The sequence below is a fragment of the Cryobacterium sp. Hh7 genome, assembly GCF_004403155.1.
Lineage (GTDB): Bacteria > Actinomycetota > Actinomycetes > Actinomycetales > Microbacteriaceae > Cryobacterium > Cryobacterium levicorallinum.
Genome location: NZ_SOHG01000058.1, coordinates 1 through 24,302 on the forward strand (window position 1 = coordinate 1; position 24,302 = coordinate 24,302).

Here is a 24,302-nt window from a genome sequence, read left to right on the forward strand (position 1 = left end):
ATAGCTTGTCTAGATAACAACTATTTTAGCTGGTCAGAGGGGCATTCTCGGTTTAACGCGCCGTCAAAACCTCAAGGTCAACCGGTGGATTCAGGCTTAGCCGACGTACCGACGAGTCACCGGGTGACGTCGTCCCGAAATTCCGCGTCACCGGGCTCGGAGCCAACCCGGAATCGGCAGCGACACCGGCGATATTGACCATCCAGTTGGTGTCGAATTTGTCGATTCGGGTGGTCCTGTGATTATCGCCCCGATCGGCGCCTGTGACGAGGTGCCGGGGCCGGGCGGGTACAGTGTCGGCATGAAGCTGATTGCCATCGACCCGCCCACCCGCAGCTTTTCGCGCTGGCTGACCAACGAAGAAATAGCTCGCGTCGTCGCCCACAAGCGCGGCTGGCGTCAGGCGCCCGACGGCAGCATACTGGCCGGCAAGATTCGTAAAACCCGCATCGCCGACTCCCTCGAATACCTCGGTGCCGCCGTCGTTGCGCACGGCTGGGCCAGCCGGCCACGCACCGAACCGAGCGACAGCAGCGGCCCCACCCACATAATGTGGGGCATCATCGACGCCCGCACCGACGCCGAAATCGCCGAGCAGCTCGGCGAAGCGGTTTAGAAACGGCCCGGGGCGCGTAGCGTGGCACTATGAGCCTGAATCCCAGTTACATCACGCCCGGCCTGGACTTCAACCGCGACACCAATTACATCGAGGACCGCATTACACGGGACGGCCGGGACGGCTGGCCGGTCGACGCGGGTCGCTACCGCTTGGTCGCAGCCAGGGCCTGCCCGTGGGCGAACCGCACCACGATCGTGCGCCGCCTGCTCGGCCTCGAGGGCGTCATCTCACTGGGCTTACCCGGCCCGACCCACGACAGGAACAGCTGGACCTTCGACCTCGACCCCGACGGGCTCGACCCGGTGCTCGGCATCGAACGCCTGCAGCAGGCCTTCTTCGCCCGTTTTCCCGACTACCCGCGCGGCATCACCGTGCCGGCGATCGTCGATGTTGCCTCTGGCAAGGTCGTCACCAACAACTACCCGCAAATCACCCTCGATTTTGAGACCGAGTGGACGGAACACCACCGGGCCGGCGCCCCCGACCTTTACCCCGAAGCCCTGCGGACCCAGATCGACGAGGTCGCCAACCTAATCTTTCACGATGTGAACAACGGCGTCTACAAGTGCGGCTTCGCGGGCAGCCAAAAATCGTACGAGCGGGCCTACGACGCCCTGTTTGCTCGGCTCGACTGGCTCGAAGAACGCCTGGCCGGGCAGCGGTATCTCGTGGGCGACACGATAACCGAGGCGGACATCCGCTTGTTCACGACTCTGGCACGCTTTGACGCGGTGTATCACGGTCATTTCAAGTGCAATCGAAACAAGCTCAGCGAGATGCCGGTGCTGTGGGCCTATGCCCGAGACCTCTTCCAGACTCCGGGTTTCGGTGACACGATCGATTTCGATCAGATCAAGAAGCATTACTACGTGACCCACGTCGATATCAATCCCAGCGGCATAGTGCCGAAGGGTCCGGATGCCGCCGCCTGGCTGGCACCGCATTCTCGCGCCGATCTCGGCGGCCGTCCTTTCGGCACCGGCACCCCGCCGGAGCCGCCCGTGCCCGGCGAGCGCATCGTGAACTGAACGCGTAGCGCTAGTCGGGGCGACGGGCCCGGCTCGGCTGCACGCGCGGCGGCTCCCCCGGCATCTTGGGAAAGTCCGGCGGAAACGGCAACTCACCCAGGCCATCGGCCAAATCGCGCTCCGACCACGAATACAGGACGTCGATCGAGCCGGGCTGCTCATGCATGGTCGCCCATGGGTCGCCCTGGTCGCGCAGTCGGTTCGGCACGGTGAGAATCGTGAAGGCGTGCGGGTCGGCCTGGGCGAGTTCGCTCCACTCCAGCGGGCAGGACACCGGCGCGTGCGGCAGCGGCCGGGGACTGTAGGCACCGGCCATGGTGCGGTCGCGGTTGGCCTGGTTGTAATCAATGAAGATGCGCTCGCCGCGCTCTTCCTTCCACCAGTTTGTGGTGACCCGGGTGGGCATCCGTCGTTCCAGCTCACGCGCCGCGCCGATGACCGCGTGCCGCACGTCAAGAAATTCGCGGGTCGGGGTGATCGGCGCGAACACGTGCAGTCCGCGATTTCCGGATGTCTTCACAAACGCGGTCAGACCGGCCTCGGCCAGCAGGCTCTTCCGTTCGACAGCGACCGGAATGGTGTCGGAGAAGTCCGTGCCCGGCTGGGGATCCAGATCGCCGTGCGGGCCGTCGACCATCAAAACCTGCGCATCCGAGCTCACCATGCGCACACTGTAGCCAGATTTATTGGCAGCGGCAGCCTCCGGCCGCCGCTGCCGGCAAGCTACGGGATGTAGTTGAACTCGTCGGGGTTCGGGCCCGTGCGCTCGTCGCGGTTCAGCGCAGTGATGGCGGCGATATCCGCTTCGGTGAGGGAGAAATCGAACAGGGCAAAGTTTTCCTCGACCCGGCTGCGGGTGACCGACTTCGGGAAGACGATGTCGCCCCGGTGCAGGTGCCAGCGCAGGGTAACCTGCGCGGCGGTCTTACCGAGGCGGTCGGCGATCCCGATAATCACCGGGTCAGAGAGAACCGCCCCTTGCGCGAGCGGCGACCAGGCCTCGGTTGCAATGCCGTGCTCGGTGTTGAATGCACGCAGTGAATCCTGCGTGAGGTACGGGTGTACCTCGATCTGATTGACGGCCGGCACCGTGTCGGTTTCGTCGAACAGGCGCTGCAAGTGCGCCTGCTGGAAGTTGCTCACGCCAATCGTCCGGACGCGCCCGGAGCTCTGCATCTCCTCCATCGCCTTCCAGGTTGCGACGTAGTCGCCGACGGCCGGGAGCGGCCAGTGAATGAGGAACAGGTCCAGGTAGTCGAAGCCGAGCGCTTCGAGGGTGCGGTCAAACGCGGCGAGGGCATCGGCGCGGTCGTGGAACCCATTGTTGAGCTTGCTCGTGACGTAGATATCGGCACGGGCGATACCGGACGCTGCAATCGCCTCACCGACCTCTTTCTCATTGCCGTACATCTCCGCCGTGTCGATGTGTCGGTAGCCGGCCTCAAGGGCGGCGAGGGTCGCCGCTTTGGTCGTTTCTGGGGTGATCTGAAATGTGCCGAAGCCAAGCTGAGGTATGGACGTGCCGTTGTTAAGAGTGAGTGTGGGGACAGTGGTCATGGGTAGATCTCCTCGTTCAAAAGTGCTTTGGTCGTGGCATCGCCAACATCTGCCCCGCGTTGCTCTGTCAATTCGAGAACGTCCCGGCTTGCATACGGGTAGTGGTAATTGCTGGCACGTGTAACCGAACCACGCAATCATCGGGCCTATTCCATGGCTACCCCAACGCAGGGCGCACTAGCAGCCCCCGTCGAGCTCTGAACGAGTGTGGCGCGGCAACGCACAAACTGAATGCCGACGTAGTTCGCAGCTTGCCGCCCTATTATCGGGGCATGATTGAGCCAGTGAAACGCGACCCGGTACGTCTCGGCCAGGAATCAGTGTGGGATTACCCGCGCCCACCTCTGGTTGAACACACCACGGAACACGTCACGATCGAGCTGAACGGCGCGACGATCGTCGACACCAGCGACGTCGTACGGGTGCTGGAAACCAGTCACCCGCCCGTGTACTACCTGCCGCGAAGTGCTTTTGCCGCCGGTCTGCTGAAGCCGGCAGCGGGCCACAGCTACTGCGAATACAAGGGTGTGGCCGGCTACCTCTCGATCGGCTCCAGCCCCCGTGCGGGCTGGTTTTATTCCACACCGTCACCGGGGTACGAAATTCTGGCTGAACGTATCGCCGTCTACCCGGGCGCGATGGACCGCTGCACCGTCGACGGTGAGACGGTGCGCGCGCAGGACGGCGACTATTACGGCGGCTGGATCACTAAGAAAATCGTGGGGCCGTTCAAAGGCTCTACTGGTACCGTGGGCTGGTAGTTCGCCCTTCGATACCGTTGCTTCGCACACAGTTTTCTGGTTCCGGGTATCCTCTCATCAGCCATGCATCCGAGATACCAGGCAACTGAAGGAGCTGCTGTGACCCACAACGCTGTAGACGAAGACATTCTCAACCAGTGGACCCGCCGTCTCAGCCAGGCCCTCCAGATTTTAGACCTTGACGTAGACAACCACCTCGTGCTCAATGTCGCAGACGAAGCCGCCCACGCGGTCAATCCGATGGCCGCCCCGATCACAACTTTCGTCGTCGGCTATGCCGCCGGTTTGGCCGCCGCCAACTCGGAGATGGCGTCGCACGCGGCCATCGCCCGGGCAGCGGATATCGTGATCGCTGTCTGCCGGCAGCCCGCGTACGAGGCACCCGACGAAACCGGCTGGGTCAATACTGCTCAGTAGCTCAAACTGCGCAGGAGCTCAAACCGCTCAGTAGCTCAAACTGCGCAGGAGCTCCCACCATCCGCATCACACCTCCGACCGCTCCAATCGGATGATGACCGCCTTCGACACCGGCGTATTGCTGCCGTCGGCGACGCTGTCGAGTGGCACGAGCACGTTCGCCTCTGGATAGTAGGCGGCCGCGCAGCCACGCGGCGTCGGATAGGCGACCAGCCGGTACCCGCGTAGCACCCGATCGACGTTGTCGCTGAACTCGCTGTGCACGTCGACCAGGTCGCCGTCGGCGAACCCGAGGGCGATCAGGTCCTTCTTGTTGATGAACACCACGTGACGGCCCTTCTTGATCCCGCGGTAGCGGTCGTCGAGGCCATAGATAGTGGTGTTGAACTGGTCGTGGCTGCGCAGTGTCTGCAGCACCAGGCGCCCGGGTGGCACCTCGAGGTGTTCGAGGGTGTTCGTGGTCAGCATCGCTTTGCCGGTAGGGGTGGTGAACGTGCGCGAATCGCGCGGCCCGTTCGGCAGCACGAACCCGCCGTCTTGCCGGATGCGCTCGTTGTAGTTCTCGCACCCACCGACCACGTGGGCGATGTGGTCGCGGATGCGATCGTAGTTGGCCTCAAATCCGGCCCAGTCGACGGTAACCCGCTCGCCCAGGACGGCGCTCGCCAGCCGGGAGACGATGGCGACTTCGGAGAGTAGGTTCGGTGCGACCGGCGTGAGCTTGCCCCAGGACGGATGCACCGCGCAGACCGAGTCCTCCACCGAGACGAACTGCTCGCCGCTGGCCTGCTCGTCGATTTCCGTGCGCCCCAGGGTCGGCAGAATCAGGGCTTCCTCGCCAGTCACGGCGTGGGACCGGTTGAGCTTGGTCGAGATCTGCACGCTCATTTCGGTGCGGGCCATGGCAGCCTCGGCAATGCCGGTGTCGGACATGGCGGCGACGAAGTTACCGCCGAGCCCCATCCACACCTTCATTTTTCCGTCACGCATGGCACGCACGCCGTCGACGGAGTCAACGCCATGCGCACGTGGCGGATCGAAGCCGAACTCGGCCTGAAGGGCGTCGAGGAAGGCGGGCGGCATCTGCTCCCAGATGCCCATGGTGCGGTCGCCCTGCACGTTGCTGTGTCCGCGAATCGGGGAGGCTCCAGCACCGGGCTTGCCGATGTTTCCGCGCAACAACAGCAGGTTGATGATTTCTTTGATGGTCTCGACGCCCTTTTTCTGTTGCGTCAGCCCCATCGCCCAGGTGATAATCACCCGATCGGCATTGAGGTAGCGCTGCGCAAGTTCGTCAATTTGGGCCGCACGCAGGCCTGTCGCGGCCAGGACCATCCGCTCGTCAAGTTGCGACAAATGTTGCCGTAACTCGGCCAGCCCGTGGCAATATTCGTCGAGAAAGGCCTGGTCGAGCACTGTGCCGGGGGCGGCCGCATCGGCGTCCAGTACCCGTTTGGAAACCGCCTGCAGCAGCGCCATGTCGCCACCAATGCGAATTTGCAGAAACTGGTCGGCCATGTCGGTGCCGTGACCGATGATTCCGCGCACCCGTTGCGGGTTTTTGTAGCGGCGCAGGCCCGCCTCGGGCAGCGGGTTGACGGCGACGATCTGGGCACCGGCATCCTTGGCTTCTTCGAGCGCCGTGAGCATACGCGGATGGTTGGTGCCTGGGTTTTGGCCCATGATGATGATCAGGTCTGATTTCGCGAAATCGTCGTAACTGATCGTGCTTTTGCCGATTCCGACGGTCTGGCCCATGCCCCAGCCCGTGGACTCGTGGCACATGTTGGAGCAGTCCGGCAGGTTGTTGGTGCCGTAGGCGCGGGCGAACAGTTGATAGGCGAAAGCGGCCTCGTTGGACGCGCGGCCGCTGGTGTAGAAGGCGGCCTGGTTGGGTGAGTCGAGCCCGTTGAGCTTGGCCGCAATCACCCGAAACGCCTCGGCCCAGCTGACCGGGCGGTAGTGGTCGCTGCCAGCCGGCTTGTACACGGGTTCGATCAGCCGACCCTGCATGCCAAGCCAATATTCGCTCTTCTCGCGCAGGTCGGCCAGCGAGTGCTCGGCCCAAAAGGTGGTGGGAATTGTGATCGGTGTGGCCTCCCAGGTGACGGCCTTGGCACCGTTTTCGCAGAATTCGAAGGCCTTGCGCTGGCCCGGGTCGGGCCAGGCGCAGCTCATACAGTCGAAGCCGTCCTTCTGGTTCATCGAGAGCAGAGCCCGCATCCCCCGCCGGGCGCCCATCTGAGTGATCGCCGGTTCCATCGAGTGCAGCACGCCCGGAACGCCAGCCGCCCAGGCCTTGGAATGGGTGACTTCGATGTCGTCGTCGGTGACGTCGTCGATTGGTGGGTCGCTGCTCATGGGGGCGCCTCTCTCTCTCCGCGGGGTTCACGAGCGCCGTGGCCGTGGTGTCGGCCAGCCACGCGCTCGTTGATGGCACGATACACCGGCCGGGCCCGGGGCATCCGATTCGGTCAGTCTGCACGAATTCGCAATATACCCGAGGTGTATGTGTTTACGTCACATCCCCGATGTGAAAGGCCACCAACATGTGCAGAGCGGTTACCTGCCAGACCTGCAAGACCTGCCAGAAGACTACCCGGGCCGGGTGCGGCCAGCACGTCGACCAGGTGATGAAGAATGTGCCGCGCAGCCAGCGCTGCGAAGGCCACGTCAAGGAGAAGGCCACCGGCGGCTTCTTCGCGCGAATGTTCGCCTGGCCACTGGATCAGCGCGCGCTGACGGGGTGAGGGAGGCTCGGGTGCGGGCGATATCGTGGGGCAATGAACACCCTGACGTTTCGCCGCGCGACCAACGACGACATTCCGGCCCTGCTGGAGCTGGTGACGAACGCCTACCGCGGCGAGGCCAGCCGGGCCGGCTGGACTACAGAGGCCGACCTCATCGATGGGCAGCGCATCGACGCTGACCTGCTGCACGCGGACCTCGATCGCCCCGACAGCCTCGTCATTCTCGCTGAACGCGGCGTCGATCTGGTCGGCTGCGCCCACATCGCCAAAGACCTGGGCGACACCGCCTATTTCGGCATGTTCGCCGTGCGCCCGACGGGCCAGAGTCAGGGTGACGGCACGCGGATCCTGGTCGAGGCCGAACGCCTGGCCGTGGCCGAATGGGGTTCGACCGTGATGATCATGACCGTCATTGGCCTGCGCGACGCCCTCATCGCGTTCTATGAACGACGCGGCTATCGTCGCACGGGCGTGCGGAAACCCTTCCACGTCGACACGCGATTCGGCGTGCCCAGGCGCGATGACCTGCACCTCGAGGTACTCGAAAAGGGACTGCACCGCGGCTAAATACGTCGCCCGTATACTCGGCGCACCAGCTATGGCGGGCGCGCCGACCCGGAGTTAGCGCGGTGACGGCGGGGGCAGTCGGAATCGCACTATTTGTGCCCCTGCCCGCCGAATTGCGGCCACTATGGGGGCATGACTATCGAACAGCCGCGGCACCGCACCCTGGCCACCATTGACCTGGACCTGCTGGTGATGACCTTGGGCAACGGTGAGGGTGGCTACTACAACGCCGCGACCGGGGACATGCTGACCATCATGGACGGCGATGTCATCACGGGCGACGCCGAAGACATCGATCTTGACGACCCCGCCTGGATTGGAATTGGAGCCGAGGACTCCCGTGACAAATACCGGGATATGTCCGATTTTGCGGACGCCGTCACCGATCCCGTCATCGCCGACCGCTTGGCCCGAGCGTTAAACGGTGCCGGAGCATTTCGCCGCTTCACGAACACGGTGCAGGAGGCAGAGCCCAGGCTCGACCTGATTTGGCACCGTTTCGCCGAGGCACGCGCCGTTTCACGGGCGATCGATTGGCTGGTCGACAACGATCTGTGCGATGAAATCGAAGCCGCCCTCGCCGTGCAGGAACGAGCCGACCAGGCGGAACGGGCCTTGGGCGAGGCTGCGCGCTGGGTCTGGGACCACTCCTGAAGGCATCCGTTACTGCTACCAGAAACCCAGGGAGAACTCGGCGAAGACGGTGGAGAGCACGAACGAGGCCGTGATCGCCACGAGTCCGACGGGAATGATCTTCCAGCCGATCCGCTTCAGCAGGGGCATATCCTTGCCGAGGCTCAGCCCCGCACTGACGAGCACGACGGTCGCCAGGGACAGAAAGTCGACGCTGGTCACCAGAGCCGTGAGCAGCTCGCCGACCGGAGACCAAGGGCTGGAGATCAGCGCTCCGATGGTCGTTGCCCAGACAATCGCCGAAATCTTTCGCGAGACCTTCGCCAGAAACATGCTCACCAGAATCAGCGCGACCATGATGGCGTAGCCGCCGACGATGCTCCAGGAAAAGGACTTTGCGGCCACCGACGCCGTCGCGATGCCGACGATGGAGAGCACGCTCATTGCCAGCCAGATCGGGAGTTTCACCGGCGCGGCGGCCTCCGCAGCGGCTTCCCGGAACCGACGGTTCTCATCGACGGCGGTGGCATCCACTGCCTGCTGCTGATCGACCTGTTTCCGAGTCAACAGCCGGTAGAACCGGTCGGCGAGCGGCAGGGCGATGTAGATGCCGACGTAAACGCCGAGGACCGTGGTGATGAGGTTGGACACCGCGGCCATGGCGAGAATCTGCTCGGCCTGCGCTGGAAACTGGGCCACGATGCTCGCTGCGGCCGCGGCCATCATCGACCCCGACCCCACCCCGGCGCCCATGGCGAGGGCAAGGGGGTCGAAGATATCGGCTGAGGTCAGAAGCGACGCGAGCAGGCTGATGTACACGGCACCAAACAGCGTTCCGAACACATACATCGCGAGCACTCCGCGATACTGGTCGGAATCGGGGCCGTACTTCTCACTGACCATAGCGAAGGCTGGTTCGCGGTCGAGCGAAAATGTGGCACCCACCGTGGATTTGCCCATGCGCAGCAAGACCGCGAGCGGCAAAGCGAGGGCGACCGTGCCCAGCAGATGACCGATTTCCTGCACCAGCAGGGCTGGCCCGGCGTCGAGCAACAGGGGAAGGCTCGGACCGATCGAGAATGCCAAACGGGCAACGAGAAGCATCACGGCGATGCCCACGAACGCGTTGGCGATCTTTTGCAGGTTCAGCCCGAGCGGCTTGATTGTCTGCACCGACACCACGGCACCGATCAGAATGGCCCAGACCATCGGAAAAATGATGATGGTTCCAACGCCGAGGTCGATCGTCAGGGACCCGATGGCCTGACATCCCACCGCGATGACAAATGCCAATGCAAGGATCGGCCAGGCATTTTTCAGTCGAACGGGTGCCGACCGCTCGGCGGGCTTGGTCGGCGTGACGCTAGTGTTCATCGGATTCCCCAGTGGTCTGCGCGGTCGAGCGCGATTGTGCTGCGGCGATGAAAGTCTCGCGCTGCACCGTGTCGGTGCTGACGCCGAGCACCGTCCACGCCATCGCGATGGCGGATTCGAACATGATCTCGTAGGCCTCCGGAGTATCAGCGACGGCCGCGAATCCGTGCGAGTGAATGGGAACCTGAGCCCCTGGGATGCCCACCCACGGGTGAATGCTGGGGATGACTTGGGAAATATTACCCATGTCCGTTGACCCACCGCTCAACCCCGCCGATCGTTCAACGTTGCGCCCGAAGAACGCCATGCCCTCGTTCCAATGGGCGCACAACACCGCGTCCTGGAGCAGCGGCTCGTAGAGGGGTTCGGTCTGCTCGAACTCCAGCGTCGCCCCCGTCGCCAGCGCGCCAGCCTCAAAGCACCGACGAACGCGCACGAGGAGCGCCTCGTACTGAGCCAGAGTGAAGGCTCGGCATTCAAATTCCACCACCGCCGTGTCGGGAATGATGTTCGTCGCAAATCCGGCCTCAGAAACATAGAGAGCGATTCGGTGATCGCTGGGAATCTGCTGACGCAGCAGCCCCACCGCCACCTGCGACAACACTGCGGCATCCGCAGCGTTAACTCCCAGATGTGGTGCCGCCGCAGCGTGAGCGGCTGTGCCGCGGAACGTCGCCCGGTATCGGCCGACGGCCTGGCTCGTCGTTCCTTCCGGGTTGTAGGACATTCCGTCCTGAACGGGGTGGGTCATCATGGCGACGCCCACACCATCGAACACGCCGCGTTCCAGAAGCACAACCTTGCCACCGCCGTGCTCTTCGGCTGGAGTTCCGATCACCCGCAGGGTGATGTCGAGGTCATCCACGAGTGGGAGCAGGGCGAGTGCGGCCGCTACGCTCGCGCCGGCGATTATGTTGTGGCCACAGGCATGACCGATGTTGGGCAGCGAGTCGTATTCGACGCAGACGGCCACCGTCAGCGGTCCGCTACCTGCGGTCGCCACAAAAGCTGTCCCAAGCTCTGCCACACCGCGTTCTACCGCGAATCCCGCTTCTTCAAGTCGGGCGGCGACCAAAACGGATGCCCGGTGCTCCTGAAAGGACAGCTCCGGGTCGGCGTGAATGGTGCGGCTCAGCTGGAGCACGTCGGCGGCCACGGACGCGACCTGTTTGACGACGTCCGACCTCAGCCCGGTCGTCTCGGCGAGCATGGCGGAGAAGTCCACGGGTAATTCCGATCTGGCGGCCCCGGGCCGCCCGTTCTGGTCATGCCGATGCCGACACTGATTCGGGGCATCCGCTCTGCAGAGCCTATTACGTCGGGACGTTCTCGCTTTTACTGGACGGAAACAATCCCCCTCATTGGGGTCCAAGCGTCGAGGTCGTGACCCGTCGGGAAGGTAGCCACACGCCCGAAGCGGGGTGATACGGTAGCAAAAAGTGCAGCAGCAGCCCCGACAATGCGGTAACAGCTGCCGCACCGATGGCGCCGAAATTAGTGTGCTGGGCATCGACGTCGACCCCGACGAGGGTGGTCAAAGTCCAGCCGAGAGCCCAAAGAGCGGCTACACCCAGTGCCCACAGCCAGCGGCGTCTGGCCCGCCGCGGCAGGGCGATGGCCTGCGCGGTGCCGAGAACGAGCCCGGTGACCGCGCCCATCAGGGCTAGTTCGGCCAGGGTGGTTCGATAGTCAACAACGGTTGAGCCGAGTAGCAGCCCCAGGCCCATTCCGATGGCCGACAGCGGTACCCAGATCAGCGGATCGAGTCGACGCCGGCTGACCAGCACCTGTCCAACGCCGATCACGACTCCGCAGACTGCGCCACCGATCAGGGCCGATACGGGGTTGCTGACCCGCCCACCGACGGCGGTTCCGGCGAGGCTGGCTATGGGAAAAGCGAGGAAACCGACGAGCCAGAGCAGCCAGGTTGAGAGAAAAGTGGGGTTACGAAAGCTGGGGTTGCGATGGAGTTGCCGCGATCCGATCACCTCTGCCCCAATCTCGTTGGCCACTCCACGCGCCGACCCTCCAACATGCTACGCCCAAGCCGCTGGCAGTCCAAAGAGTAGAGTTCGCCAGCGTTGATCCGCGTCAGTGAATCAGGCAGCGACCTCCGGTGACGCCAGCGGCGTGATGTAGGAGTAACCGGTGGCGGTGTTCTTGGTGATCGAGAGCACCAACTGCATGTGCGGTTCCAGGGCGGTGACCTTGTCGAGCGGAGCACCGACGATGAGTTGAAATCCGAGGCCCTTCCACGCGGCGACCGCACGCCCGGCGAACTCGGCATCGGATTTCACGAAACCCTCGTCGAGAAAGACCGGGGCAAAACGCGGCCGGGTGCGGCTCTCATCGCCGAGCTGAAAGCGCAGGGCGGCGCCGACGACGAAGGCCACGAGTTCCTGCGACTCGCCACCGCTCTTGCCGCCGAGCGAGGAATAGGTGCTCACCTCCACGCCGTCGGGCGTCACGCGCACTGCGGTGATTTCGACATGCTGGCGCACGTCGAGCAGCAGGTCCCGCTGGGAGTTGTTCAGCCCGTCGGGCCGGCGAATCAAAGCCATGAACCGCTGCAGCCGGGTGAAGCGGTCCTCGGTTTCATCATCGGTAAATTGCTCCGTCGCGCCTGAAGAGAGCGCCTTGAGCTCCTTGCGGAACGAGGTCGCGTCACCCGGGTGCAGGCGGCGCAGGGCGATCTGCAGGCGGTCCCGGCCCGCGCCGAACGGCAGGGTCGCGAGAATTTCGTTGATCGGTCGCAGCCGGTCTTCGATCTCCTCGATTGCCGAGTTGAACGCGCCGGTGAGCGGCACGAGGTCCTGGCCGCTCCAGGCGGAGAGTCGGCGCTTCCATTCCTGCCGCCGCTCCGACAGGCCGAGGGTGCGGATCGCGTCGAGAATGTCGGTGTAGCTCGTGACCGATTCGAGCGCGACGCCGATGTTCGGGTCGGGCCAGCGGCTCTGGAAGGACTCGAAGATGCCGATCATGGCCGCGCGATCGCGTGCCGCGCTGTCGCGGTCCTGCGCCGACTGCGCAATCAACCGCTCGCGCAGGCGTTTCAGGCCGGCGGGAAAACCGGAAAGGTCGTTCTGGTCGGTGACCAGAGCAAACTGCTCACTCAGGTGCGCGGCATGTTCGGCCGCGAGCACGAGCGCGTCGCCCTGGTCGATCTGGTCCAGCCGCCCGCTCACCGTGTCTTGCGCGTCGACGATGCTGCTCTGCTCCTCGGCCAGCATTGCGCCGGTCTGGTCGGCCGCGTGCTTCTGCTTTCCGGCAATATCGAGTTGGAGGGCCAGCCGGCCCTCTTCATCGTTCAGGGCGCGCAGGATATCGCTGCCGGCGAGCATCCGTTCTTGCTCGGATTTCTTGCCCGCAATGCGCTCGGCGGCCGCCGCAACGTCGATGGTCGACCAGTCGGTGTCGAGAATGTGCTGGTGAGCGGCCTGGTTATCGCGCAGTCCGACCAAGCTGTCTGCGACAGCGGATGCCCGTCCAGCGACAGCATCGGCCACCCGCCCCTGCGCCGCGAGTTCCGACGCAATATCGTCGAGCCGGGCGCGGCTGGAGAATCCGATGATCGATTTCTGACCCGCGTTTGCGCCGTGGGCGCCCCGGGACCCATTGCGAGTCTGCCCGCTCGAAGTCACCCGTGCGCCTGCGCCACCCAGCTCGGATGGGCTGGCCACACACAGTGCGTCGAGGTTTGCGCTCCGCAGGCGCGCCTGCACCCAGCTGCTGAACGGCGAGTCTTTCACGTCGAGCTTGCCCGAGACGTAACGAGCGTCGCCGACGGCCACGACGTGCGGCTTCAGCTCAACACCCTCAAAGTGGATGCGCAGCGGCAGCTGCAGCGGGTCGATCGCCGCGCTGAGCTGAGCGAGCCGGGTCTCATCGACGAGCAGAACCTTGACGACCGAGGCGAGGGTCACCTCGGCGGCCTGCCGCCACTGCTCTTCACCGGCGGCGAGGTCGATCAGTTCGGCCACGAACGGCAGCTCATCGACCGGAATGTTCGCCGCTTCGGAAATCAGCAGCCGGGCCTGATGCAGTTGCTGGGGCACGAGGCTCTCGCGTCCGGTCAGAAAGGCACGTTCCTGCTTGAGCAAGCGGATGCCCTCCTCCACCGGGTACGACTCGCGTTGCAGCGCAGAGCGGGTCGCTTCCAGTGCGGCCTCGGCGGCGGCGAACCCGGCGGCGAATTCTTCGGCGGCGCGCTGAGCTGCCGCGAAGGATGCGGGCGAATCGAGCTGCAGGGCGAGATTCTGCACCCGATCGTCGAAGCTCGCGCGCTCGCGCGCCACGTCGTCGTGCCGGTGGCGCAGCTGGGTGAGTTCGTTCTGCAGGCGTTCGAGCAGGTCGCCGCCGTTGTTGCGTTGCTGGTGTTGCAAGTCGGCCACCCGAGTTTTCAGAGCGGTCTCCCCGTCACGCGCCTCGCTCAGGGCAACCCGGTTATCCCGGCGGGCAACCCGGTTGGTGTCGGCGGCGGTCTCGAGGAGGGCCTGCTCGGTCTGCAACTGCCACAGCACGAACGGGGTATCGCCGGCCCGGTGCACGCCGAAGGTGTCGACCAGATCGGCTTTGGCCGTCGCGGCCTCATAGCCGGCGTTGAGCTCGGGCAGGCGTTCGAGCACCTGCGCCTTCTGCGCCTCGGTGACCATGGCGCCGTAGGAGCGCTCGAGGTCTTCGAAGTGGTCGACGGCCTTGTCGGCGGCGGCGAAGGTGGCCGGCTCTTCGAGCACCATCGACTTATACAGTCCATCGACCGTTTTCACCTGCTGGCCCGCCTGAATGCGGGCGAGCAGGCGCAACGCTTTGCTGCCCTCACCGTTGGCACCGATGCCGAGCCGCGTGTACAGCGTCTGGGCGAACGCCGCGTAGGTGTCGAAGACGTCGAGGCCGTCGAAGTGGGCTTTCAGGGCGCGCTTGTCGAACCGATTCTCGGCGATGGCGGCGAGGTCGCGCAGGTCGAGGCATCCGTCTGTCGTAGCCATTTTCATGGTGACGTCGGCGAATTTGTGGGCGCCGCGCGGCACGAAGTAGGCCCGCAGCACGGTGAAGCGGCGCTGGTTGTCGTCGACAAAGGTCATGGCGATGGCGCCCCAGGTGGCTGCGTTTGCGCCGCGCAGCACCTGGTCGGTCAGCTCGTCGGTGCCGGCTTCGCGGTTGGCGTCGGTCTTGCCGCGAAGGTAGGTCATCAGGTTGCGCTGGTCGACGCTGCGGGCCCGGCCGGAGCCGGCGTCGTTCGACGCACCGTTGAACGGGGTGTCCGAGGGCATCATGAGGGCGAGGTAGGCGTCGAGCAGGCTGCTCTTGCCGGTGCCGGAAGCTCCGGAGACGAGCGTGGCCGAGGCACTGAAGTCGACCTCGTGGTGACCATGAAAGCCGCCCCAATTGACCAGTTGCATCGATTCGGCACGCCACTGCGTGGTGCCCTCGGTGGCGCCGTTGATATAGAACAGCGGGGAATCGTTCATACCAGGGGCTCCATCAGCGGTTCGTTATTTTCGACGCGCAGCCACTCGAGCAGCTCACGCAGGCGCTCCACCGGCAGCAGCACTTCGATCACTGCGGAGATGCGAAAGCGGTCGGGGTCGCTGGTTTTCAGCAGCACCCGCGCCTTGGCGAGGCTGTCGACGGCGGCCGTCGCCTTGCGCGCGTCGCCGGACAGGTCGGTCGCGTGCTCCGGCCGAAAATGGGCAACGTTGTCGACCAGGTTGTCGCGGTCGACCAGAACAATTTCCAGGCCGTTGGCGCGTTCGCTGCGAAAACGCTGGCGGAGCAGCACGAGCAGAATGGTCTCTTCCCGGCTGTAGGCGACGTCGTGCAGCAGGGTGGGGAAGCGTTCGCCGCCCTCGGCGAGGGCCTGCCGTTTGAAGGCGATCTCGTAGTGCAGGTCAACGTGCAGGTCGAGAAAGACGTCGTTGAGCCGGGATTTGAGCAGGCTCTGCGACTTCAGCAGGGTCTGCCACTCGGCCGGCTGCAGTGCCGACGAAATATAGCGGTGCTTGAGCAGCAGCACGAGCGTCCGGCGCTGCTCCACGCTCAGGCCGCCCTCATCCCCCTCGAACAGCGAGAGGCTGGCCGGGTCGCTGTCTATGCCGGTGTCGTCGTCAGCCAGGTCGTCAGTCATTCTCGGAACCCAAATTCTGGGCGGCCAATGCCGCCGTGTCGTCGTCGGTCAAAATGAGGCGCGGCACCTCGAAGAAACGCACCGAGCCATCCGGTCGCACCGTTTCAAAGCGCTCCAGCCCCGCCGTGCCCGGGCTGAGCTGGGCGGCGAGCTGCAGCAGGCCGAGGATCTCGACCGGCCGACGCAGGCTCGCGTCGAGCCCGTTGAAGGCGCTGCCAATGGATGCCGCCTCCCCCGTCCCGTATTTCACGCCGATAGCCGCCACCAGTGCGTCGCGCAGTTCTTGGAGCAGTGGCCCACCCTGCTGCCGCAGGGCGTCGAGGCTCGGCGCCGCGGGCGCGGCGCCCGACACATCGGCCAGCGCGGGCGGAGCGCGGTGGGCGACCGGATCGTAGAACCGTTCGTGCAGGTGCTCAACGTCGAGGGTGCCCGGCATCAGTTCGGCGGTGACAGTGGAGCGGGGCCCGGCGGTCTGCATCCAAGTCGCGAGCTCGCGATTGACGTCGCGCAGCACACGTTCAAGCTCGCGATCTTTCACGACGTCATGGTTGACGATGTGCTCGCGCAGCGTGGTCGTGAGCCCCTTGCGCTGGGTCAGCACGTCGTCGATGCCCTTGCGAATGAGGGTGACCGTGCTCATGAAGCTGCGGCGTTCGGTGCGACTGAGTTCGAGGGCGAACGGATGCAGCAGAATCGTCTCGAGATCCGCTTTCAGCCCCTGCAACAGAGCGTCGTTGCGCAGCAGGGTGAAGGCGCCCTCGAAGGCGCGACCCTCCGCGGTCGACGACATGAGGGCATCCGTTTTGGCGAGGTAGTCATCGAGAACCTCGCTGATCGGCCGTTCCTCGCCGCGGAAGTCGTTGACGATCTGGCGATGCATGGCCGCGACGGACTCTTCGACCCGTTTGAAGTCGCTCGGCAGCTGCTGAATAAGGTTGATGAGGTTGGCGTAGCCCTCGTGCATCTGCTCATTGGAGGCCGGCTCAATGTCGCCGCCGTCGGAGAGCCGGTCACGCTCGCTGCTGAGCTCGTGGATCTGCTGGTCGAGACGCCGCACCCGCTCCTCGCGGTCTGGGTTGGCTTCGGTGGCGCGATGACGCACGGTGTCGACGATCGTGGTGAGGCGGGATTCGCTGATCAGCGCCCGATCTCGGGCGAGACCGTCGACGAGCAGCAGGGCTTCGAGGGCGTGGCTGGTGAGCGAGTAGTGTTCCTCCCCCGCGTCGCTGATCTCCCGGTAGAGCCAGAGGTCGTTCATCCACTGCACGCAGAGGGCGCGGCCCGTTTTCTCGGGCGCATCCAGGCCGATGCTGCGGAGGTCGGCGAGGTAAGCATCCACTTGGGTGTGCAGTGCCTCGCAGGAAACGCTGCGATGCTCACGGCTGAACGAACTCTTGAACACAGCGAGCACGAACGGCGCCCATTTGCGGTCGAGCAGTCGCAGGGTGGGTTTATCGAAGGCTTCGCGCACCCGCGCCAATTCGCCTGCAATGTCACTCAATAGCTGGTTCCTTTCCAGCTCTCCACTTTAACCGACTTGCGGGGTGCCCCTGACCTGATCAGCCCAGCAGGCGCGGCCGCTTCCAGTCGGCGCCGTGCACGTGCTGGTCCAGAAAAGCGAACACGGTCTGGTACCAGACCACCGCGTGTTGAGGCTTGAGTACCCAATGGTTCTCGTCGGGAAAGAACAGGAATTTGTGCTGGGTACTGCCGTCGACCCCTGCGTGGTGTTCGGCGAGCTCAGACCACAGCCGCAGGCTTTCGCCAATCGGCACCCGGTAGTCGTGGTCACCGTGAATGACGAGCATCGGCGTGACGATCTCGCGCACCGCCTGGTGCGGCGAATTGTCGATCATGCCTTGCGCCGAGAATATGCTCTGCCAGTATTGCGAGTCGTCGGTCGTTCCGTTGAACTGGTCGAGCGACCACAGGCTCGCGTGGCTGACGATGGCGCGGAACCGATCGGTGTGGCCGGCGATCCAGTTGGCCATATAGCCTCCGAATGATCCGCCCATCGCTGCGGTGCGGGTCTCGTCGATCTCGGGCAGCTCTTCGACTGCATCAACGATCGCGAGCAGGTCGGTGTAGGGCTTGCAACCCCAGGCGTTCCAGCCGCGAGCGATGAAATCGAGCCCGTAGCCGGTCGAGAGCGCGGGGTCGGGCAAGAGCACCGCGTAACCTCGGGCTAGGGCGAGCAGCGGGCTCCACCGCCAGCTCCAGGCGTTCCAACTGTTCAGCGGGCCGCCGTGAATCCATAGCAGAAGCGGGGCCGGATGCTCCTGCCCGGCTCCCGCAGGCAGCAGTAGCCAGGCGCGTACTCGCGCTCCGTCTTCGGCCACGGTCTCAACCTCGGTGATCGTGCCGGGAACCTCGGGGAGCGCGGCCGGTGTGGCGAGCATGCTGACGGCACCGGAACGGCCGATGCGCACCGGATGCGCCGGCGCGATCCAGGAGGAGCGCAAGGCCACGAGGTCGCCGGTCTGGGCATCGACGCAGACGTTGGTGTAGCTGAAGTCGTCGGTGGTGAGCTGCTCGGGCGCTCCGCCGTCTAGCGGTACGCGAAAGATCGGACCGCGGCCGTCGTGGTCGGCCGTGACGATAAGGGCCTGGTTGGATTCGGTGTCCGCGTCGAAGACCAGGCTGGTCGGCCAGCGGTCCCATTCGGCGGCGAGGCGACGCGGGCGGCGGCCGTCCAGGTCGGCAGCCCAGAGTTCTTGGTCGGCCGGACCCTCCGGGGTACTGACGGCTGTTCGCACGAAGGCGATCTGTCTACCGTCGAGGCTCACAGCCGGGAATTCGAAGTCAACCTTCAATTCGTCGAACAGGGTGGTCTGGGTGCCGGTCGCGACGTCGATGGAGGCCAGCACATAGCGACCGGAGCGTTGCTCAGCAACCCGCAGGGCGACGATTAGCGTGGATCCGTCCGGGGTTAGGGCCTGGCCGGCGGTATCCATGGTGCGACCGGGGGCGGCCGTGAGGTCTCGGGGACGCGGGAGGTCGGCTGGATAAGGAGCGGGGGCATCCGCTTCGCTGACCGTGTCGCTGGCGCTGGCGGGAGGTGCGATCGTGTCCTGCAGGTCGGCGAGGTCGAGCGCCAGCAGGTGGGGTTCGGCCGGACCGAGATCGTGGTCCCAGAACCGCACCGGGTAGCTCTCGTGCAGAATAGCCGCGACCTTCTTCTCGGTGCGTTCCTTGCGGGCGGCGCCTTCAGCTTCGAGGTCGGCGGCGCTCGGCAGGAGCTCGGCGGCGATCACGAGGTTGGAGGAGGAGGACGCCACCGCGGCGATGCCGGATACTCCCCCCGCCAGGCGGGTGATCGCGCGAGCCTCGCCGCCGGCAACAGGCAGCAGCCAGAGCTGGGCGGCCACGGCGTCCGTGTCAGCACCCTTGTCAGCAGCCGCGTCGAGGCGGGTGGAAACGAACAAAACGTCTCCGTCGGCCGTAAACGCGGCCCCGGATTCGCCCTTCGCCGACCGGGTCAGGCGGGTCGGAACGCCGGTGCCGTCGGCGGCCACTGACCACAGTGCCCGCTCATAGCTCGTCTGGTCGCGGGTGAGGGTCGCAACAGTGAGGACGACCCGCTGCCCGTCGGGCGAGAGCGCGAGGCCCTCCACCCGCGGCAGCGCCACGTAGTCATCGAGACTGGAAAAGGGCGTGGGGTGAGACTCCATTGTCATGCTTCAACGCTACCCGACCGGAATGACTAGCCGCTGGCGCACGCGTCGCCGGAGACTCAGGTGCGCCATGGTCGTTCGGGCCGGTAAGGTTCGGGGCTGGGGGTGTTGGCTCGGTGGTTGTGAGCGGGTCGCCAGGTTTGGGTTGGGTCAAAGAGCAGTGGTCCGAGTATGTGGGGTCGGCCCTTGATCATGCGGATTCTCCATCCGCTGGTGTCGATGGTGTGGTGGTGGAACCAGCAGAGGAGGACGCCGTTGTCGATGTTGGTGAGGCCGTGTTTTTGCCAGGGGATGACGTGGTGGACTTCGCTCCACCGGGCGGGAATGGTGCAGCCGGGGATGATGCAGCCTCCGTCGCGGGCGGCGATGGCGGTGCGTTGCTTGGCGGTGAAGCAGCGAACTGTGTCGCCGAGGTAGAGCACGTCGCCGTTGTCGCCGAACAGTACCTTTCGGGCGCCGCCGGTGCAGATGGCTTCTTTCACCCGGCGGAACGAGACCGGGGCTTCGATACCGTCGATCCAGCCAACGCCACGGCCCTGGTCGAGGTCGCTGGCGTTGATGTGGATCATGACGGTCGGGGCCGCACCGCCCATCGTCGGGGTCTGCGGGTCGCGCGCGGCCGCTTCAAACACGGAGCGAAGGATGTCAGCACGCTTCTCACCGCCGGTGCGGCGGTCCCCGTCGAAGCGGGTATCGCCGCTGAACGGGTCGGCACTGAACGGGTCGGCGCCGAACGGGTCGGCGCCGAACGGGTCGGCGCCGAAGCGCTCACTCTTCGTGCTCGGGCCGTCGATGTCAACGCCGTCCAGCTCGCTGGGGTCATTGCCGGGTTCGGTGGGTTCAAATCGCGGTGTGCGGGACCGCGCCGATAGGAACGTGTCGAACAACGTGTCCATGATGCCGCGCAGTTCCGGGGTGACGTTGGCGCGCACCGGGTAGAGCCCGTTGCGCAGCAGGCCGAAGGTCAACGTGCTTTTCGCCTCGACGGCGTCGTCGTTGGGCGCGGTGCCGTCGGGGTCGAGCCGGCCCTGCCACTCCAGGGCTTGTGCCCGCAGCATGTCGGGCGCGAAGCGGATGCCCGCGCCCGGCAGCCCCACTGTCTCCGGCGTGATCTCCCCGGTCGCCGACGCCACCAGTGCACGTTCGACGCGGTCGAGGTCGTCCGGCAAGACCCGGCCCTGCAACGCGGTCAGGGTGCCGGCGATGATCTCCGCCGACTCCACCCCAAGCTCCCCACTTACGAGCCCCTCGGCAATGACCGGATACCGGGCCGCGACCGGCAAACCAAGCGGGGTGCGTTCGACCGCCGTCTCGCCCAGTTTCAGGCGACGCTTGGCTTCACGGCCGGAGATGCCGGCAAGTTGGGTGATGAACTCAACCCGGTTACGGCATCCGTTTTTATACGCCAAAGATCCGTTGCCGAGGTCGGTCTCCGCGCGAACTCCAATGTCGGTGGTCGACCGCAGTCTGGCCGCATCGACCTTGCGCCCGAGGCCCTCCAGCGCGGCCATGACCGCGACCGCTTCACCGTCATCAAGATGACTAAACCGCACCCCGTCAACAACGGAAGCCAACAATGCACCGGCCTGAGCAATCACCGCAACCCGGGAACTCTCAAACTCCGGCATCGAACCGGCTGCTGCGGGCGGGACGGTGAGGGTCATGGCGACGATGCCTCCTTCACCCACAATTATACTCCGAAACGCCCGTGAAAGCGAGACAATCTCAGTATTATGGTGCGATTTTCTAAGAGTTGTCTACGATCAGCGAACGGGGCTCAAAGCTCGTTTGAGCAGCCAAGGTCAATTCGCTGCGCACCTTGGGAAGACACTTTCTCGATCAGGGCAGCTCGGCATCCGCGTTGACGACGGCGTCAACAGCGACGTCAGCCGCGCGCATCACCGAGCGGCGCGTCGCCCACCAGGTACAGCCGCTGCGTGGCGCGGGTCATCGCAACGTAGAGTGCCCCGGCACCGCGCTCCGAGGCCGCGAGAATCGCAGCTGGGTCAACAACGATAACAGCGTCAAACTCCAGCCCCTTGGCGTCCTGTGGGGTGATCAGCGCAATGTCCCGGCTCAAGCCGAGCGCACCGACGCCGAGCAGGTCGCCGAATTCGGCGCGCAGGGTGGCTTCCAGGTCGTTGAGACCGGCGTCGACGACGATCACGGCGAGGGTGCCGCCGGCGCCGAGCGCCAGATCACGGCGAACCGCCGACGCGGCATCCGCTACCGTCTCGACCGGCCATTCGCTGGACCGCACCGTGCGGGAGGGCGTGATCGACAAGCCGTGCGAGATCGCGACGGTTTCGGCCGCTGTAGCGATCTGGCTCGGCGTGCGGTAGTTCACGGTGAGCTCTTCGAGCCGCCAGCGGTCGGCCTCCGGCGATCCCGCGAGTACCGGCTGCAGCGCCTCCTTCCAGCTAGCGGATGCCGCAGCGCTCGCCGCCTGCGCGATGTCGCCGACGATCGTGAACGACCTGCGCGGACCACGCCGCAACACGAGCCGCCACTGCATCGGGGAGAGTTCCTGCGCTTCGTCGATGACGACGTGGCCGTAGGTCCAGCTGCGGTCTCGCGCGGCACGCTCACTGGTCGTGGCCCGCTCATCGAGTTCGCCGGCACGAGCGGCGAGGTCTTTGGCGTTGACCAGCCCCTTCACCCGCATGTTTTCAATGGCCGTTTCGGCGTTCTCCACGTCACGCTTGCGCTGTTCCTTGAGCGCGCGCTTCTTCGCCTGGTCGACCGCGTTGTACTCGCCGAGCAGTTCGGCCGCCTCATCGAGCAGCGGAATGTCGGCGATCGTGAACTCGGCGTCGCGCGCGCGGGCCAGCAGCTTGCGCTGGGCAAAACGCCAGCGCGGAGTCAGCTCCTCCAGCCACTGCGGCCGCGCATACAGATCTTGCAGCAGCTTCTGCGGGGTCAGCGGCAGCCAGGCGGTGTTCAGCGCTACGCGCACGTCATCGGCCAGGCGCAGATCTTCGCGCAGCATCGGCAGGTCGGTATCGTCCATCGACCGGCCCTGCTGCTGCAGTTGCTCGAGCCACACCCGGGACAGCGCGTTGATGGCCGTCTTCACGAACGTGACCCTGGCCTCGTTGTGGGTCTTGCCGGTGCCGCGAGCGCGCGCGATCGCCTGGGCGACCAGCTCCGGCTGCAGCACGATGCGGTCGCCGTTGACGACGAGCACCTGCGCGGCGGCCGGGGTGCGCTGCCGGGACTGCACGGCCCGGGCAATGAGGTCGGCCATGAACGCCTGGCCTTTGAGAGCGGCAACGGCCGGGGCATCCTCTTCGGTCGCTTCGACGTCGGGAAACAACTGACCGACCGAGGCGAGCACGACTCCGGTCTCGCCGAGCGACGGCAGCACGGCCTCGATGTACTGCAGAAACGAGCGTGACGGGCCGATGATGAGCACACCGCTGTCGCGGAGGCGTTCCCGGTGCGTGTACAGCAGGTAGGCGGCGCGGTGCAGAGCGACGGCGGTTTTGCCGGTGCCAGGGCCGCCCTGCACGACGAGAATTCCGGCCAGCTCCGAGCGGATAATGCGGTCCTGCTCCGCCTGAATGGTCGAGACGATGTCGGACATGTGCCCGGTGCGCTGCGCGGTGAGGGCCGCGAGCAGGGCCCCCTCGCCCTGATGCGTGGGCGCATCCGGGTCGGCAAGCAGAGCGGCATCGAGAATTTCGTCCTCGATGCGAATGATGCTGCGCCCCTTGGACAGCAGGTGACGGCGGGCCCGGGCACCGAGCGGCGTGGCGGCCGTGGCCTGATAGAAGGCGCTGGCCTGCGGCACCCGCCAATCCAGCAGCAGGGGCTTGTGGTCCTCGTCGCGCAGCCCGACCCGTCCGATGTAACGGTAGACCGAGTCGCCGGAGTCGTCCGGCATAGTCTCGAGCCGACCGAAGGCAAGCCGGTCGTCGACCTCGCGTAATTGCACGATGCGATCCTCGTACAGGCGGGCGAAGGTATCGCGCTCGCTGCGGGACTGGTGATTGCCGCCCACGTCGAGGCGGCGCACCTCGATCAGCTGATGTTCGGCCTCTTCCGCTAGTGCATCCAACCGCTCATACAGCGACTGGACATAGTTCTGTTCCCGAACAAGCTCCTGGTCGATCACGCACGCACCCCTTAAACCGAAGTCACTAGTTTAGTCGCGGTCAGTGTGGGCCTTGCTGTGTGTGTTGGGACGCTCGCGACGGCCTGGCCGGGCACGCTTCGTTCCCGGTGACCTTGATCGGTGAACGTCATCTCGGGCGTATTGCCGACGGTGACGGGGACCAGGTGTCAGCTTGGTCGATCACAGACCGTCCAGTCCCCGGCTGCATTAGTCCCGCGCTCGATGGTTTCGTGGTCTGGCGCGGCAGGGTCGGGAGGACCAATCCAGGTCAGAACTCTAGCCAGTACCTCGACGACAGCATGGCTCACGCAGTGCGTGAATCGCGACACCCGACCTAGATCATGACGCGGCTGCTGATCACGTCTGCGGCGCTTGTGTGCATCGGCTCCTGACGCGAACGGGCGTGCTCGCGCAGCCGCTGGAAAGCTTCATCCATATTGATGCCGTTTCGTTCAGCGATGACTCCCTTGGCCTGCTCGATGAACACTCTGCTATTGAGGGCACGCTGTAACTGTTCGTTGACCGTTGCATTCTCTCGAGCCGTGCGTTCATGGAGAAGGCTGATCGTCGCGACGTCGGCTAAGCCTCGATCCACCGGTCCGCCTTGAGTGAGCAGCGTCGCTGAATTCTGAGCGGTGTTGTGGTGGTGGGCGTGGCGAAGCTGTCGGCCTTGCTGCCGAT

The 24,302-nt window shown here is 65.1% G+C and carries 18 protein-coding genes and 1 pseudogene; 6 read left to right on the plus strand and 13 right to left on the minus strand.

From position 1 onward, the window contains the following. Positions 1–301: 301 nt before the first annotated feature. A complete protein-coding gene (locus E3T43_RS15365; RefSeq protein WP_134473076.1) occupies positions 302–616 on the plus strand; it encodes a hypothetical protein in 315 nt (104 codons plus the stop codon). Between the two features lie 29 nt (positions 617–645). Further along, positions 646–1,647, plus strand: coding sequence for a glutathione S-transferase family protein (locus tag E3T43_RS15370; RefSeq protein ID WP_134473077.1), 1,002 nt, complete (start codon positions 646–648; stop codon positions 1,645–1,647). A 10-nt stretch (positions 1,648–1,657) separates the two neighbouring features. Here E3T43_RS15370 and E3T43_RS15375 read toward each other — a convergent pair. Together E3T43_RS15375 and E3T43_RS15380 are read right to left on the minus strand one after the other, a co-directional pair. Beyond that, positions 1,658–2,263: pseudogene (locus tag E3T43_RS15375) on the minus strand (ATP-dependent DNA ligase); the annotation flags it as partial. A gap of 107 nt (positions 2,264–2,370) precedes the next feature. Beyond that, complete coding sequence (locus E3T43_RS15380) at positions 2,371–3,204, minus strand: aldo/keto reductase (protein ID WP_134473078.1); 834 nt, start codon at positions 3,202–3,204, stop codon at positions 2,371–2,373. 272 nt (positions 3,205–3,476) lie between these two features. Between E3T43_RS15380 and E3T43_RS15385 the strand changes: the two genes are divergently transcribed. Further along, positions 3,477–3,965 (plus strand): DUF427 domain-containing protein, encoded by a 489-nt coding sequence (locus tag E3T43_RS15385; protein ID WP_092452137.1) that lies wholly within the window; start codon positions 3,477–3,479, stop codon positions 3,963–3,965. A 99-nt stretch (positions 3,966–4,064) separates the two neighbouring features. Then, positions 4,065–4,382 carry a DUF6457 domain-containing protein gene (locus E3T43_RS15390; RefSeq protein ID WP_134473079.1) on the plus strand — a complete coding sequence of 106 codons (318 nt, stop codon included), beginning with the start codon at positions 4,065–4,067 and terminating at the stop codon, positions 4,380–4,382. 66 nt (positions 4,383–4,448) lie between these two features. On the opposite strand, the gene E3T43_RS15395 is transcribed toward E3T43_RS15390, so the two are convergent. Further along, complete coding sequence (locus tag E3T43_RS15395) at positions 4,449–6,743, minus strand: FdhF/YdeP family oxidoreductase (protein WP_134473080.1); 2,295 nt, start codon at positions 6,741–6,743, stop codon at positions 4,449–4,451. 422 nt (positions 6,744–7,165) lie between these two features. Between E3T43_RS15395 and E3T43_RS15405 the strand changes: the two genes are divergently transcribed. Next, positions 7,166–7,699 carry a GNAT family N-acetyltransferase gene (locus E3T43_RS15405; protein WP_134473082.1) on the plus strand — a complete coding sequence of 178 codons (534 nt, stop codon included), beginning with the start codon at positions 7,166–7,168 and terminating at the stop codon, positions 7,697–7,699. Between the two features lie 132 nt (positions 7,700–7,831). Then, positions 7,832–8,353, plus strand: coding sequence for a UPF0158 family protein (locus E3T43_RS15410; RefSeq protein WP_134473083.1), 522 nt, complete (start codon positions 7,832–7,834; stop codon positions 8,351–8,353). 15 nt (positions 8,354–8,368) lie between these two features. Here E3T43_RS15410 and E3T43_RS15415 read toward each other — a convergent pair whose 3' ends face one another. The 10 genes from E3T43_RS15415 to E3T43_RS15460 all read right to left on the minus strand — a co-directional run. After that, positions 8,369–9,706 carry a DUF3100 domain-containing protein gene (locus E3T43_RS15415; RefSeq protein WP_134473084.1) on the minus strand — a complete coding sequence of 446 codons (1,338 nt, stop codon included), beginning with the start codon at positions 9,704–9,706 and terminating at the stop codon, positions 8,369–8,371. Beyond that, positions 9,696–10,916, minus strand: coding sequence for an amidohydrolase (locus E3T43_RS15420; protein WP_134473091.1), 1,221 nt, complete (start codon positions 10,914–10,916; stop codon positions 9,696–9,698). Before E3T43_RS15420 ends, E3T43_RS15415 begins: the two co-directional genes overlap by 11 nt. A 148-nt stretch (positions 10,917–11,064) precedes the next feature. Further along, positions 11,065–11,718, minus strand: a complete 654-nt coding sequence (locus E3T43_RS15425; protein ID WP_134473085.1) for a hypothetical protein — start codon at positions 11,716–11,718, stop codon at positions 11,065–11,067. Positions 11,719–11,805: 87 nt separating this feature from the next. Then, positions 11,806–15,174 carry an ATP-binding protein gene (locus E3T43_RS15430; RefSeq protein WP_134473086.1) on the minus strand — a complete coding sequence of 1,123 codons (3,369 nt, stop codon included), beginning with the start codon at positions 15,172–15,174 and terminating at the stop codon, positions 11,806–11,808. Next, complete coding sequence (locus E3T43_RS15435) at positions 15,171–15,830, minus strand: DUF4194 domain-containing protein (RefSeq protein ID WP_134444582.1); 660 nt, start codon at positions 15,828–15,830, stop codon at positions 15,171–15,173. The genes E3T43_RS15430 and E3T43_RS15435 overlap by 4 nt, the downstream gene beginning before the upstream one ends. Beyond that, on the minus strand, positions 15,823–17,331 hold the full coding sequence (locus E3T43_RS15440; RefSeq protein WP_166791350.1) for a DUF3375 family protein: 1,509 nt from the start codon (positions 17,329–17,331) through the stop codon (positions 15,823–15,825). Before E3T43_RS15440 ends, E3T43_RS15435 begins: the two co-directional genes overlap by 8 nt. A gap of 58 nt (positions 17,332–17,389) precedes the next feature. After that, on the minus strand, positions 17,390–19,501 hold the full coding sequence (locus E3T43_RS15445) for an alpha/beta fold hydrolase (RefSeq protein WP_134444631.1): 2,112 nt from the start codon (positions 19,499–19,501) through the stop codon (positions 17,390–17,392). A gap of 62 nt (positions 19,502–19,563) precedes the next feature. Further along, positions 19,564–21,168 carry an HNH endonuclease signature motif containing protein gene (locus E3T43_RS15450; RefSeq protein ID WP_134473088.1) on the minus strand — a complete coding sequence of 535 codons (1,605 nt, stop codon included), beginning with the start codon at positions 21,166–21,168 and terminating at the stop codon, positions 19,564–19,566. 221 nt (positions 21,169–21,389) lie between these two features. Beyond that, a complete protein-coding gene (locus tag E3T43_RS15455; protein ID WP_134473089.1) occupies positions 21,390–23,621 on the minus strand; it encodes a UvrD-helicase domain-containing protein in 2,232 nt (743 codons plus the stop codon). Positions 23,622–23,955: 334 nt separating this feature from the next. Next, on the minus strand, positions 23,956–24,302 hold a 347-nt coding region (locus E3T43_RS15460; protein WP_134473090.1), incomplete at its 5' end, for an ANTAR domain-containing protein.